The following is a 13,584-nucleotide window of genomic DNA, read 5'->3' on the forward strand; positions in this document are numbered from 1 at the left end:
AAGGGCTGGAAAAATGCTTCGGCCACCTTACTATATGGATGTTCAGGCGCCCGGATGTCCGGATGTCCTCCCGAAACGCACAAGGACCCATTTTCATGGCCGAAAATTCCTCCGCAGATAATTTCCCCGCCGGATATGAAGTGCCCAAGGTCTGGACCTGGGACAAGGGCAATGGCGGCCAGTTCGCCAACATCAACCGCCCGATCGCCGGTCCCACCCATGACAAGGAGTTGCCTGTCGGCAAACATCCGCTGCAGCTTTATTCGCTGGCGACGCCGAATGGCCAGAAGGTCACCATCATGCTGGAAGAATTGCTGGCTGCCGGCCACAAGGACGCCGAATATGATGCTTGGCTGATCAAGATCGGCGAAGGCGACCAGTTCGGTTCCGGGTTTGTTGGCGTCAATCCCAATTCCAAGATCCCGGCGCTGATGGATCATTCGACATCTGAGCCGACACGCGTTTTCGAAAGCGGTTCCATCCTCGTTTATCTCGCGGAAAAATTCGGCACCTTCCTGCCGAAGGAGGGCAATGCCCGCACGCAGGCGCTGAACTGGCTGTTCTGGCAGATGGGATCCGCGCCCTTCCTCGGCGGCGGTTTCGGCCATTTTTATGCCTATGCGCCGATCAAGATCAAATATGCGATCGACCGTTATGCCATGGAAGTTAAACGCCAGCTCGACGTGCTCGACCGCCACCTCGCTGAAAACCAATATCTCGCCGGCTCCGAATACACGATTGCCGATATGGCCGTCTGGCCATGGTATGGCAAGATCGCGCTCGGCCAGGCCTACGGCGATGCCGGTGCTTTCCTTGAAGCCGATGGCTACAAGAATGTCATGCGCTGGACGCTTGAAGTCGGCGAACGCCCGGCGGTAAAACGCGGCGTGATCGTCAACAAGACCTCCGGCGATCCGTCCGAACAATTGCATGAACGCCACGATGCCTCCGACTTCGACACGAAGACGCAGGACAAGATCGGCAAGGCGTAAGAAAAAAGAGAAGGATTAGAGATGGCGAACCTGCCCGAAATGACCAAACACAAGGGTTTTCCCTCCGGCATGCCGAGCACGGGCGTCCAGTTCACCATCCGCCGCGCCAACCCCAAAGGGGTAACACCGATCAAGATGATACCCCGGCGGGCGCGCAACGACACCAAGGAGCATCGCATCGATGCTGCCTTCCTGCACTCGCTCTGGCACCATTTTGGGCCTGAGCCCTTCGAGCGCGGCAATCTCGACGCCGCCCGCCTCAACCTGCTTTTCGGCCGTGAGGTGGTGCCGGCGGAGAAGAATTTCGATCCTGTTTCCTACCAGGCGATGCTCGTCATAGACGAACGCGTCGCGCGGCAGAACTTCCCGGAGTCCTTCGAGAATTTCTTCGAGATTTGAGGACTGTTTAAGGGTTCGTGCTGAGGGAAGAGGGGCATAACCGCATGATCAAGAAAATCCTTATCGCCAATCGCGGCGAGATCGCCTGCCGGGTCATCAAGACGGCGAAGAAGATGGGCATCGCCACCGTTGCGGTTTATTCGGACGCGGATGCCAATGCGCTGCATGTGAGACAAGCGGATGAGGCCGTCCACATTGGCCCTGCACCCTCGTCACAGTCCTATATCGTCATTGAGAAGATTCTCGAGGCGATCAAGAAGACCGGGGCGGATGCTGTCCATCCCGGCTACGGCTTCCTGTCGGAAAACGCCGCCTTCGCCCAGGCGCTGGAAAAGGCGGGTGTCGTTTTTATCGGTCCGCCCGTTGGCGCGATCGAGGCCATGGGTGACAAGATTACTTCGAAGAAACTGGCGGCGAAAGCCGGCGTTTCCACCGTTCCCGGCCATATGGGGCTGATCGAGGATGCGGATGAGGCGGTGAAGATCGCCTCGCAGATCGGTTATCCCGTCATGATCAAGGCCTCTGCCGGCGGCGGCGGCAAGGGCATGCGCATTGCCTTCAACGACGCCGAGGCGCGCGAGGGTTTTCAATCCTCCAAAAACGAGGCGAAATCCTCCTTTGGTGACGATCGCATTTTCATCGAAAAATTCGTCACCCAGCCGCGCCATATCGAAATTCAGGTGCTGGGCGACAAGCACGGGAATATCCTTTACCTCGGGGAGCGCGAATGCTCGATCCAGCGGCGTAACCAAAAGGTCATCGAGGAAGCGCCGTCGCCCTTTCTGGACGAGGCGACGCGGAAGGCCATGGGCGAGCAGGCCGTGGCGCTGGCGAGAGCGGTCGGTTACCACTCGGCCGGCACGGTGGAATTCATCGTCGATGGCGACCGCAACTTTTATTTCCTTGAAATGAACACCCGTTTGCAGGTGGAACATCCGGTGACGGAACTGGTCACGGGCATCGATCTGGTCGAGCAGATGATCCGTGTGGCATCAGGTGAAGAGCTCTCCTTCGGGCAGGCGGATGTGAAGCTGAACGGCTGGGCAATCGAAAGCCGGCTTTATGCCGAAGACCCCTATCGCAACTTCCTGCCCTCTATTGGCCGACTGACGCGATATCGCCCGCCGCATGAGGGGGCGCAGGAAAACGGCACCATTCTTCGCAACGATACCGGCGTCTTCGAAGGCGGCGAAATCTCGATGTATTACGATCCGATGATCGCCAAGCTGTGCGCTCTAGGCAAGGATCGGGCGACAGCCATCGATGCCATGGGAGAGGCATTGGATCGTTTTGAGGTTGAAGGCATCGGCCACAATCTGCCGTTTCTCTCCGCCGTCATGCAGCATGAGCGCTTTCGCTCTGGCAGGCTGACGACCGGCTTCATAGCAGAAGAGTTTCCGGAAGGCTTTTCCGGCGTCGAGCCGGATGAGGCCGCCGCGCGCAAGCTTTCCGCCATTGCCGCCATCGTCAATCAGCGCCTGCAAAACCGCGCGGTTGAAATCTCCGGCACCATCGGCAATCACCGCCGCATTGTCGGTGGTGACTGGGTGGTTTCGTTTGGCGCGTTCCGCCACGGGGTCAGCGTCGAAACCGGCGCGGATGGCGCGGCGGTCCGTTTTGAGGATGGGATGGCGCTGACCATCGATACCGGCTGGCTTCCTGGCCAAAGCCTTGGCCTGTTTACGGTGGCAGGCGACGTGATCGCTGCCAAGGTCGATCTTGCGGGTGCAGCGGTTCGCCTGCGCTGGCGCGGCATGGATGTTCGCGCCCGCGTGCGCAGCCCGCGCGTGGCGGAACTGGCGCTGCTGATGCCGGAAAAATTGCCGCCGGATACCTCGAAACTGCTGCTCTGCCCCATGCCCGGTGTCATTACCGGTATCTCGGTGGGTGAGGGTGACGAGGTGGAGGCCGGTCAGGCGCTGGCGACGGTGGAGGCCATGAAAATGGAAAACATCCTGCGCGCGGAAAAACGCGGCCGTGTTGTGAGAGTGGCGGCAAAACCGGGCGACAGCCTCGCGGTGGACGAGGTCATTCTCGAGTTCGAGTAATGCTGCTGCCGTTTCTTCGGAACGCAAGCGAGCCGCAGCGGTTTATGGGCACGGGGTAGATCGTTCGATTTTCGTCATGATCACCCGCCAGAATGCTGAAGCGAAATGCAAAAGGGGAGAGATGCATGTCGGGTGAAAAAACGGTGCGGGATTGGCTTCACCTTGCTGAAAAGGAGCTGAAGCGTTCACCGGAAACGCTCGTCTGGCACACCCCCGAGGGTATCGAGGTCAAGCCGCTCTATACGGCAGACGACCTGCAACATGTTTCCCATCTTAATAGCCTGCCGGGATTTGCCCCTTTCACCCGCGGTCCGCGCGCCACCATGTATGCCGGACGGCCCTGGACCATCCGTCAATATGCCGGTTTCTCCACCGCGGAAGCCTCCAATGCCTTTTACCGCAAGGCGCTGGCCGCCGGCCAGCAGGGCGTTTCCGTCGCCTTCGATCTCGCCACCCACCGCGGTTATGACAGCGACCATCCACGCGTGGAGGGCGATGTCGGCAAGGCGGGCGTTGCGATCGATAGTGTCGAGGACATGAAAATCCTGTTCGACGGCATTCCGCTCGAAAAGGTCTCCGTCTCCATGACCATGAACGGGGCCGTCATTCCCGTGCTCGCCAATTTCATCGTTGCGGGGGAGGAACAGGGCGTTCCGCGTGCAGCGCTTTCCGGCACCATCCAGAACGACATCCTCAAGGAGTTCATGGTCCGCAACACCTATATCTATCCGCCTGAACCCTCGATGCGGATCATCGCGGACATCATCGAATATACGGCCAAGGAGATGCCGAAATTCAACTCCATCTCCATATCAGGCTATCACATGCAGGAGGCCGGCGCGACACTCGTGCAGGAGTTGGCCTTTACGCTGGCAGACGGTCGCGAATATGTGCGGGCTGCTTTGGCAAAAGGCCTGAATGTCGATGATTTCGCCGGCCGTCTGTCGTTCTTTTTCGCCATCGGCATGAATTTCTTCATGGAGGCGGCGAAGCTGCGCGCCGCGCGCCTGCTCTGGTCACGCATCATGGAGGAATTCAAGCCGCAGAAGGCCTCGTCGCTGATGCTGCGCACCCATTGCCAGACCTCGGGCGTGTCGCTTCAAGAGCAGGACCCCTATAACAACATCGTCCGCACCGCATTCGAGGCCATGTCCGCCGTGCTCGGCGGCACGCAATCGCTGCACACCAATTCGTTTGATGAGGCGATTGCCCTGCCGACGGAATTTTCCGCCCGCATTGCCCGCAATACCCAGTTGATCCTCCAGCATGAGACCGGCGTCACCAGGGTCGTAGATCCCTTGGCCGGTTCCTATTATGTCGAAAGCCTGACGAAGGAGCTGGCCGAGAAAGCCTGGGCTCTGATCGAGGAGGTCGAGGGGCTTGGCGGCATGACAAAAGCCGTGGCCGAAGGTCTGCCGAAACGACTGATCGAAGAGGCCGCAACCCGCCGGCAGGCGGCGGTGGACAAGGGCGAAGAGGTGATTGTCGGTGTCAACCGTTACCGTCTAGAAAATGAAGAGGATATCGATGTTCTCGATATCGACAACGCCGCCGTGCGCGCCGCACAAATCCGCCGCATCGAAGAAACGCGCCGTCGTCGCGATGGCAAGGACGTAACCGCCGCTTTGCAGGCGCTCTCGGAGGTGGCCCGCAGCGGCGAGGGCAATATTCTCGAAGCCGCCGTTGTCGCGGCCCGTGCCCGCGCTACCGTCGGCGAGATTTCCGACGCGCTGCGCGTGGCCTTCGGCGACCACGCCGCCGTGCCTGAGGTGGTGAGCGATATCTACGGCGAGGCTTACAAGGATGAACCGGAGCTGGCCACGCTTGCCGCCCGCCTTTCAGGTGTGGCTGAACGGATCGGCACAAAACCACGCATCATGGTCGCCAAGCTCGGGCAGGACGGGCATGATCGTGGCGCAAAGGTCATCGCTTCTGCATTCGGCGATATCGGTTTCGACGTGCTGGCCGGTCCCCTGTTCCAGACCCCGGCGGAGGCAGCCGAGCTTGCCGTTGAGAACAAGGTGCATGTGGTCGGCATGTCGTCGCTCGCTGCCGGGCACAAGACCCTTGCGCCACAGCTGGTCGAGGCGCTGAAACAGAAGGGGGCGGAAGATATCATCGTCGTTGTCGGCGGCGTCATTCCGCGCCAGGATTATCAGTTCCTGCTTGATCACGGTGTCGCCGCTATCTTCGGCCCCGGCACCAATGTCATGGATGCGGCCAACAAGGTGCTCGACCTGCTCGAGGGCATCAGGCGAAATGCGTGAGGGGTCGGCAAGCATGTTCGGAAGATTGAACCACGTCGCCCTTGCGGTGCCTGATCTCAATGCCGCCATTTCGCGATACAGGGCGCTCGGCGCACGGGTTTCCGAGCCGCAATCGCTGCCGGAACATGGTGTGACGGTGGTGTTCATTCAGGCTGATAACACCAAGATCGAACTTCTTCACCCGCTCGGGGAAAACTCGCCGATTGCCGCTTTTCTCGAACGCAATCCGGGGGGTGGCACGCATCATCTCTGCTTCGAGGTGCCGGATATTCTCGCGGCGCGCGACGACCTCATTCAAAAAGGCGTCCGTATTCTCGGCGATGGCACGCCAAAGATCGGCGCGCACGGCAATCCCGTTCTTTTCCTGCATCCGAAGGATATGGGCGGGGTGCTTTACGAGCTCGAGCAGGTTTCTCGGACACACGGCTGAAACATAAACCTCCTAGGAGGCTGACTCTGTGAAGCGACGCTCACGGTGGCGCTTTCACTTGCGCCTTCATAGTTCGTTTGTTTTCTTTTGACATTCGGTTTGATTTCGTTTTTATAGAATTGTCTTTCCATAAGGGGTATTTCCCTTGCATTGTCGCGGAGGCTCCATGTCCGGCGAAAACATTTTTGATCTTTTTGTCATCGGCGGCGGCATTAATGGGTGCGGCATTGCCCGCGATGCGGTGGGCAGGGGGTATTCCGTAGCGCTTGCGGAAAAGGGCGACTTTGCCTCCGGCACGTCTTCTGCCGCCACCAAGCTCATTCATGGTGGCTTGCGTTATCTCGAACATTACGAATTCCGCCTCGTGCGCGAGGCGCTGATGGAGCGGGAAATTCTGTGGGCCATGGCGCCGCATGTCATCTGGCCCATGCGTTTTGTTCTGCCCATGCAGAAGGGCGGCGTGCGTCCATCCTGGATGGTTCGGCTCGGCCTGTTTCTTTACGACAATCTCGGCGGCCGAAAGCTGTTGCCGCCGACGCGCACGCTCGATCTTCGCAAGGACCCGGCCGGCAAGCCGCTGAAGCCCGTTTTCGCCAAGGCTTTCGAATATTCCGACGGCTGGGTGGATGATGCCCGTTTCGTGGTTCTCAATGCACGCGATGCCGCAAATCGCGGCGCAACGATCATGAACCGCACGCGGGTCGTTTCGGCGCGGCGTGAAGGCGGGTTTTGGCTCATCGAGACGCTGGACGAAAAAACCGGCCGGGCGGCCACACACAGGGCGCGCATGCTGGTCAATGCCGCCGGTCCCTGGGTGGACAATGTGCTTTCAGGTGTCTTCGGGCGCAACGATGTTCATAACGTCCGGCTCGTGCAGGGAAGCCACATCATCGTGCGCAAAAAATTTGCTGATCCGCGCGCCTATTTCTTCCAGAACCCGGACAATCGCATCATCTTCGCCATTCCCTATGAGCGGGATTTCACGCTGATCGGTACGACGGATCGCGACTACAAGGGTGATCCGGCCAAGGTTCGCATTTCCGAGGAAGAGATCTCCTATCTCTGCGACGCCGCCAGCGACTATTTCAGCGAGCCGGTTCGGCCGGAAGATATCGTCTGGACCTATTCCGGCGTCAGACCGCTCTTTGACGACGGCGCCTCGAAGGCGCAGGAGGCCACCCGCGATTACGTGCTGAAGGTGGAAGAGGCAGAGGGCGAAGCGCCGCTCCTCAACATCTTCGGGGGCAAGCTGACCACATATCGGCGGCTGGCGGAACATGCGCTGGAAAAGATCGGTGCCGCAATCGGTGCAAAGGGCAAGCCTTGGACGGCCGGCTCCCACCTGCCGGGCGGCGATTTTGGTGCGCAGCGATTTGACGCGCAGGTGAAGAAGCTGCTCTCGCGTTATTCCTTCCTGGATGAACGCCATGCCGAGCGGCTCATCAAAAACTACGGCACGAAGGCAGCGGACCTGCTCGGATCCGCCACCGATGTCTCCGGCCTCGGGCGGCATTTCGGCGGCACGCTTTACGAGTGCGAGGTGCGCTGGCTGGTGGAGAATGAATGGGCTTTTTCGGCCGAGGATATTCTCTGGCGCCGCACGAAACAGGGCCTGCGTTTGAGCAAGGACGAGGCGGCCGCGCTGGACGAATTCTTGGCCGAGCTGACAGGCGTCAGAGAAAATCCAGAAGCCATGGCGCAGCGGGCCTGAACACCCGTCGGCTGCCTTCTCAGCCTGCCGAATTCCGCACCGGTTTCTGAGCGGCTTCGGCGCTCAGAATATAATCGTCGGCAGCGGAAAGCGCGTGTTCCATATGGCCCTCGAATACCAGTTCCGGCTCGTTGGAGGCAATGGCAATTTTTGGCATACCGCCGAAACGGACGGCTTGGGATTGCGCAAGGCCGTCGCGCAGACCGCTTTCCAGAAGGTCGAAATAGCGTGTGCCGGGTCCGGTGATGAAAACCGGCATATGGCCATGCAGGCTGAACAGGCGCGAAAGGCCGTTGCCGAGCGCAAGGCCGGCGGTACGGAAGGCGAAGCGGGCCATGCGCGCGCCGGCGCGGGCGGAGGCGGCGATCTTGTCCACCTCGGCGACAGGAACGAATTTTGCCGGCTCTGCCTGCGGCGGTGCTTCGAAGGCCGAGCGCAGGATGGCGTAGAAACCCGAATAGGCTTCGATACAGCCTCTGGTGCCGCAGCGGCATAAAGCGCCGTCGGCGAGATGCAGCATATGGCCGAAATTGGGGGCGCTGACCTCGATTGCGCCGCCGGTTGAGCGGGCAATACCGAGACCGATGCTGTGACCGAGTGACAGCGTGACAAGGGCTTCTGTTGCACTGCCGTCCTTCGCCTGCTCCCGCATCCAGATGGCTTTGGCAGCAAGCAGGGTTTCATTGTTCAGCGTCACGCGCGTAGGCTGATCCGCAGACACCAACTGCTGGAAATCGATCTTTTCATCACCGAGAACCGGCGACCAGAGAAGCGTTGCCGTCGCTGCATCCACCAGCCCCTTGCTGCTGATCGAGACCTGCAGGATATCATGTCGGTCTATGCGCGAGCGATCGGCAAGCCTTGCGAGGCCAGCACGGATCGCCCCACCGAACCTGCCTTTCTCAGTCGTCATTCTCTGTTCGGTAAAGCGATCCACCAGCTTCCCGGCATAATCGACCAGCGAATATTGCACGCTGTCGGACGAGATGATGACGATGGCGACATGACAAAAGGCCCCGTGAGGTGCAAAGAGAATGCGCGGCCGCCCGCGCCCTGCGGCCGCGATCTGTTCCTTGCGCAGGATGATTCCGGCCCGCTCCAGTTCCGTGGTGATGGCCGAGACTGTTGCGGAGGCAAGCCCGGTGAATGTCGACATGTCGGTGTGGGACAGACTGCCGTGCAGGCGCAACGCTGCCATTACCGACAGGCTGTTTTTCTGGCGCACCAGTTCCGTACTTGCAATGGCGGACATGGGCTGGGGCATGCTCCCTGAACGGCTTTTTTCCTGTCGTGCGTTTTCGCTCTGATGGCGCATGCCGAAAGCAAGATCAAGGCACCCGCATGCTGTCTCCAGCCGTTGTTGACAGCATCGGGAATCTCTGACATTAATTTTCTCGACTGTCGAGAAAATTGTGAAACCACAGAGACCGGCAGCTTTTTCGGGCGTTTTCCCCCGCATGGAGGTGTGGGGCAGCGCTCTTACCGGGAGGACATCATGAATTCATTTGCCAAGCTCTTGGCGGGTACAGCCGTACTCGTTTCTTTGCACACCGCCGCCATCGCGGCTGATCTCGTCGTTGGCGTTTCCTGGTCGAATTTCCAGGAAGAACGCTGGAAGACGGATGAGGCGGCCATCAAGGCAGCGCTCGACAAGGCCGGTGCGAAATACATTTCCGCCGACGCGCAATCCTCTGCCGCAAAGCAGCTCACCGACGTGGAATCGCTGATTTCCCAGGGCGCGAACGCGCTGATCATCCTGGCGCAGGACAGCGATGCGATTGGCCCGGCTGTGGAGAAGGCCGTGGCCGAGGGTATTCCGGTCGTCGGTTATGACCGTCTGATCGAAAACAAGAATGCCTTCTACATCACCTTCGACAACAAGGAAGTCGGTCGCCTGCAGGCTGCCGAAGTCTTCAAGGTCAAGCCGGAAGGCAACTACGTCTTCATCAAGGGCTCGTCTTCCGATCCGAATGCGGATTTCCTGTTCGCCGGTCAGCAGGAAGTGCTGAAGGCGGCCATTGACGGCGGCAAGATCAAGAATGTCGGTGAGGCCTATACCGATGGCTGGAAGCCGGAAAACGCCCAGAAGAACATGGAACAGTTCCTGACCAAAAATAACAACAAGGTCGATGCGGTCGTCGCCTCGAATGACGGCACGGCTGGCGGCGCCATCGCCGCTCTTGCCGCGCAGGGTATGGCCGGTTCGGTTCCCGTTTCCGGTCAGGATGCCGATTTCGCCGCGCTCAACCGCGTTGCGCTTGGCACGCAGACGGTATCCGTCTGGAAGGACAGCCGTGAACTGGGCAAGGAAGCGGCGGGCATTGCGCTGGAACTGGCCGGTGGCAAGAAGATGACCGAGATCAAGGGCGTCACCACCTTTGATGGCGGGCCGAAGAAGGTCACCATGCAGTCGGTCTTCCTCAAGCCGATCGCCATCACCAAGGACAATCTTGGCACCGTCATCGACGCCGGCTGGATCAAGAAGGAAACGGCCTGCCAGGGTGTGAAGGCCGGATCCGTCAAGGCCTGCAACTGAGACCGGTAGGTTGATGTTTGGGCGCCGCGTCACGATCAGGTGGCGCGGCGCCTTTCAGATGTAAGGAGGACCGGCAGTCCATGGCCGATATGACACAATCCAATTCCACAGCGTCCCCCAAGGCTGAAAAGGCGGGCTCGATTTCGCGCTTCATCAGCGCGACCGAACTGGACACCCGGCTGCTCGGCATGGTGGGCGCGCTTCTTCTGATCTGGATCGGATTTCATATCCTGTCCGGCGGCCTGTTCCTGACGCCGCGAAACCTCTGGAACCTTTCGGTGCAGACCGCCTCAGTGGCTGTGATGGCGACAGGCATGGTGCTTGTCATCGTCACCCGCAATATCGATCTGTCAGTGGGGTCCATTCTTGGTTTTTCCGGCATGATCATGGGCGTCATGCAGGCGGAAATCCTGCCGCAAATCCTCGGTTTCGAACATTGGGCGACATGGATCGTCACGCTTCTGGTCGGCATCCTCGTCGGTGGCGCTATCGGCATGCTGCAGGGCTCGATCATCGCCTTTCTGAATGTGCCGTCCTTCATCGTCACGCTTGGCGGCCTGCTGGTCTGGCGCGGCGGCACCTGGTTCGTCACCAGCGGCCGCACCGTGGCGCCGATGGATTCCACCTTCCGCCTGATGGGCGGCGGCACCAGCGGCTCGATCGGCGCGACATGGAGCTGGATCGCTGCTGTCATCGCCTGTGTCGCGATCGTTGCTGCCATCCTCAACTCCCGCCATCAGCGCCGCCGTTTCGGTTTCCCGCTGCGGCCGGTCTGGGCGGAATATTTCCTGGTGGCGCTCGGCTGCTTAGTCGTCATCGGTTTCGTTGCCGTCGTCAACAGCTACCCCTGGCCGGTCAATATTGCCCGCAATTATGCCGATGCCAATGGTATCGCATGGCCGGATGGCGGTCTATTCATTCCGCATGGCATTGCCGTCCCGGTGCTGATGGCGCTTGCCGTCGGTGCCGTCATGACCTTCATCGCGACAAGATTGCGCTTCGGCCGCTATGTCTTCGCCATCGGTGGCAACCCTGAAGCGGCGGAACTCGCCGGCATCAAGACGCGCTGGGTCACGGTGAAGATTTTCACGCTGATGGGCGTTCTCTGCGCCATCGCGGCGGCAATCTCGACGGCCCGCCTCAACGCGGCCACCAACGCGCAGGGTGAACTCGACGAGCTTTACACCATCGCGGCTGCGGTCATAGGCGGCACCTCGCTTGCCGGCGGCGTCGGCACCATAGCGGGTGCGATGCTCGGCGCACTCGTCATGCAATCGCTGCAATCCGGCATGGTGCTGGTGGGCATCGATACGCCCTTCCAGCGCATCGTCGTCGGTGTGGTCCTGGTTGTCGCCGTCTGGCTCGACACCATCTACCGCGCCCGCGCCAAGTAAGAACCGAGGAGAACTCCTATGACGGAACAAGTCACGCCCCTCGTGGAAATGCGCAATATTTCCATCTCCTTCGGCGGTATCCACGCGGTGGAAAACGCCTCAGTCGATCTTTTCCCCGGCGAGGTTGTCGCCCTGCTCGGCCACAACGGTGCAGGCAAATCGACGCTCATCAAGATATTGTCTGGTGCATACCGGCGGGATGGGGGCGAAATCCTCATCAATGGCGCGGATGCGGATATCCGCAATCCCCGCGACGCAAAGAAATACGGCATTGAAACCATCTACCAGACGCTGGCGGTGGCGGATAATGTCGATGCGGCGGCCAATCTTTATCTCGGACGCGAGCTGAAGACGAAATGGGGTACGCTCGATGATGTCGCCATGGAAGCCTCGGCCCGTGAGGTGATGGGGCGTCTCAATCCCAATTTCCGGCGGTTCAAGGAACCGGTGAAGGCGCTCTCGGGCGGTCAGCGCCAGTCAGTCGCCATTGCACGCGCCATTCTGTTCGACGCCCGCATCCTCATCATGGATGAGCCGACTGCCGCCCTCGGGCCGCAGGAAACGGCGCAGGTGGGCGACCTCGTCAAGGAACTGAAACGACAGGGCATCGGCATCTTCCTCATCAGCCATGATATCCACGACGTCTTCGATCTGGCTGACCGGGTTTTTGTCATGAAAAACGGCAAGGTCGTGGGTCACGCGCGGACCGAAGATGTCACCAAGGACGAAGTGCTCGGCATGATCATTCTCGGCAAGGTGCCACCGGGTGCTGTGGCGGGTCCGGGCGCGGTGCCGTTCTGACGACAGCGCGGTAGGGCCTTTGGAAACGGTTGTTGTTCCGATAAGATGCTCGTCCAGACATCTGGAAATATCAAAGGCCCGGCGTGATACCGGGCCATTGTTGTCATGCCTTGCCAAACGCTGCTGATGTCGCAACCGCGCCAGCCTGAAAGGGTGCAAGCCGCGCACCCTCGCTGAGTGTCATATCAATGAAGATCGGTCTGCGAGAAAGCGGCTGCGTTCAGCTCTGCGCTGACCAGCGGCAGCTCCTGCTGACTGATGTCCTGAGCAAGCGATAGCAGTGCCATTTCCAGAAAATAAGTCGACATGCCCAGTTCCAGAGCTTTTGAGCGCTGGCAGAGATAGGATACCATACGCCCGAGCGCCAGTATCTCGTCTCCATTGTCCTGTTCAAGTATTGCTGTGGTAGACGCCACCATGATTTCCTCTCGACAGTCGACGATGTGAAACGCGCTGATCCCGCGTTGTTCATCATCTTCCATGCCGAGCGTCACGCGAGCGTCACACCCGCGTCAATCGTCGGTCTTATCCATGGATGGGGCATTATTTTCTGCGGTTTCGGAAACCGCAAGCGATGTCACAAGCGCAACAATGCTTCTGCGAACGGTCGCGCTCTTGATGCGGGAGAAGGCCTGATTGAGCGCAAACCCTTCGTTCGATGCCACGAACGACTGCATGGCGTTGATCGTGCCAAGTGCGGCGCTGTTGGAGCCGACGTCCGGCGTGGCGTTGGCAAACAGCGAGCTGACGTCCACTCCAAGGATTGACGCAATGGCCTGCAGCCGGGAAGCGCCGACGCGATTGGCGCCCTTCTCGTATTTCTGCACCTGCTGGAAGGTAATGCCCAATCGCCCCGCCAGAGCGCTCTGGCTCATGCCGAGCGACTTGCGGCGCATTCTGATTTGTGCGCCGACGTGCACATCGATCGGGCTGGGTAGTTTGGCCTGCATTTCCACTTTCCTCCAGTTGTGAGGCTTTTAATCCGAGAATTGTCTATTAATATTGT

At 59.8% G+C, this 13,584-nt stretch carries 12 protein-coding genes; 9 read left to right on the forward strand and 3 right to left on the reverse strand.

All coding sequences use genetic code 11. The features are described 5' to 3' along the window. Positions 1 to 95 precede the first annotated feature (95 nt). The 6 genes from yghU to AT6N2_RS21545 all read left to right on the forward strand — a co-directional run bounded on the left by yghU (position 96) and on the right by AT6N2_RS21545 (position 7,847). The gene (gene yghU, locus AT6N2_RS21520; RefSeq protein ID WP_209091312.1) at positions 96 to 992 is read left to right on the forward strand and encodes a glutathione-dependent disulfide-bond oxidoreductase; all 897 of its coding nucleotides are present in this window, start codon (positions 96 to 98) and stop codon (positions 990 to 992) included. A gap of 21 nt (positions 993 to 1,013) precedes the next feature. After that, on the forward strand, positions 1,014 to 1,391 hold the full coding sequence (locus AT6N2_RS21525) for a hypothetical protein (protein WP_063946859.1): 378 nt from the start codon (positions 1,014 to 1,016) through the stop codon (positions 1,389 to 1,391). 44 nt (positions 1,392 to 1,435) lie between these two features. Then, the gene (locus AT6N2_RS21530) at positions 1,436 to 3,439 is read left to right on the forward strand and encodes an acetyl-CoA carboxylase biotin carboxylase subunit (protein ID WP_209091314.1); all 2,004 of its coding nucleotides are present in this window, start codon (positions 1,436 to 1,438) and stop codon (positions 3,437 to 3,439) included. A 125-nt stretch (positions 3,440 to 3,564) separates the two neighbouring features. Beyond that, positions 3,565 to 5,706, forward strand: coding sequence for a methylmalonyl-CoA mutase (gene scpA / locus AT6N2_RS21535; protein WP_209091316.1), 2,142 nt, complete (start codon positions 3,565 to 3,567; stop codon positions 5,704 to 5,706). A gap of 13 nt (positions 5,707 to 5,719) precedes the next feature. Beyond that, positions 5,720 to 6,136, forward strand: coding sequence for a methylmalonyl-CoA epimerase (gene mce, locus AT6N2_RS21540; RefSeq protein WP_209091318.1), 417 nt, complete (start codon positions 5,720 to 5,722; stop codon positions 6,134 to 6,136). Between the two features lie 166 nt (positions 6,137 to 6,302). Next, positions 6,303 to 7,847 (forward strand): glycerol-3-phosphate dehydrogenase, encoded by a 1,545-nt coding sequence (locus tag AT6N2_RS21545; RefSeq protein ID WP_209091320.1) that lies wholly within the window; start codon positions 6,303 to 6,305, stop codon positions 7,845 to 7,847. Positions 7,848 to 7,866: 19 nt separating this feature from the next. Here the strand turns inward: AT6N2_RS21545 and AT6N2_RS21550 are convergent, their stop codons facing one another. Beyond that, a complete protein-coding gene (locus AT6N2_RS21550; RefSeq protein ID WP_209091322.1) occupies positions 7,867 to 9,099 on the reverse strand; it encodes an ROK family transcriptional regulator in 1,233 nt (410 codons plus the stop codon). 243 nt (positions 9,100 to 9,342) lie between these two features. Here AT6N2_RS21550 and xylF point away from each other — a divergent pair, with 243 nt between their 5' ends. The 3 genes from xylF to AT6N2_RS21565 all read left to right on the forward strand — a co-directional run bounded on the left by xylF (position 9,343) and on the right by AT6N2_RS21565 (position 12,578). After that, on the forward strand, positions 9,343 to 10,383 hold the full coding sequence (gene xylF / locus AT6N2_RS21555) for a D-xylose ABC transporter substrate-binding protein (protein WP_063946865.1): 1,041 nt from the start codon (positions 9,343 to 9,345) through the stop codon (positions 10,381 to 10,383). 80 nt (positions 10,384 to 10,463) lie between these two features. Next, positions 10,464 to 11,777 carry a sugar ABC transporter permease gene (locus tag AT6N2_RS21560; RefSeq protein ID WP_063946866.1) on the forward strand — a complete coding sequence of 438 codons (1,314 nt, stop codon included), beginning with the start codon at positions 10,464 to 10,466 and terminating at the stop codon, positions 11,775 to 11,777. Between the two features lie 18 nt (positions 11,778 to 11,795). After that, on the forward strand, positions 11,796 to 12,578 hold the full coding sequence (locus AT6N2_RS21565; RefSeq protein WP_063946867.1) for an ATP-binding cassette domain-containing protein: 783 nt from the start codon (positions 11,796 to 11,798) through the stop codon (positions 12,576 to 12,578). Between the two features lie 185 nt (positions 12,579 to 12,763). Here AT6N2_RS21565 and AT6N2_RS21570 read toward each other — a convergent pair whose 3' ends face one another. Both AT6N2_RS21570 and AT6N2_RS21575 read right to left on the reverse strand, forming a co-directional pair. Next, positions 12,764 to 12,997, reverse strand: coding sequence for a hypothetical protein (locus AT6N2_RS21570; protein WP_063947040.1), 234 nt, complete (start codon positions 12,995 to 12,997; stop codon positions 12,764 to 12,766). A 93-nt stretch (positions 12,998 to 13,090) separates the two neighbouring features. Beyond that, on the reverse strand, positions 13,091 to 13,528 hold the full coding sequence (locus AT6N2_RS21575; RefSeq protein ID WP_063946868.1) for a helix-turn-helix domain-containing protein: 438 nt from the start codon (positions 13,526 to 13,528) through the stop codon (positions 13,091 to 13,093). Positions 13,529 to 13,584: the final 56 nt, after the last annotated feature.

Source organism: Agrobacterium tumefaciens, from assembly GCF_017726655.1.
Lineage (GTDB): Bacteria > Pseudomonadota > Alphaproteobacteria > Rhizobiales > Rhizobiaceae > Agrobacterium > Agrobacterium tumefaciens_B.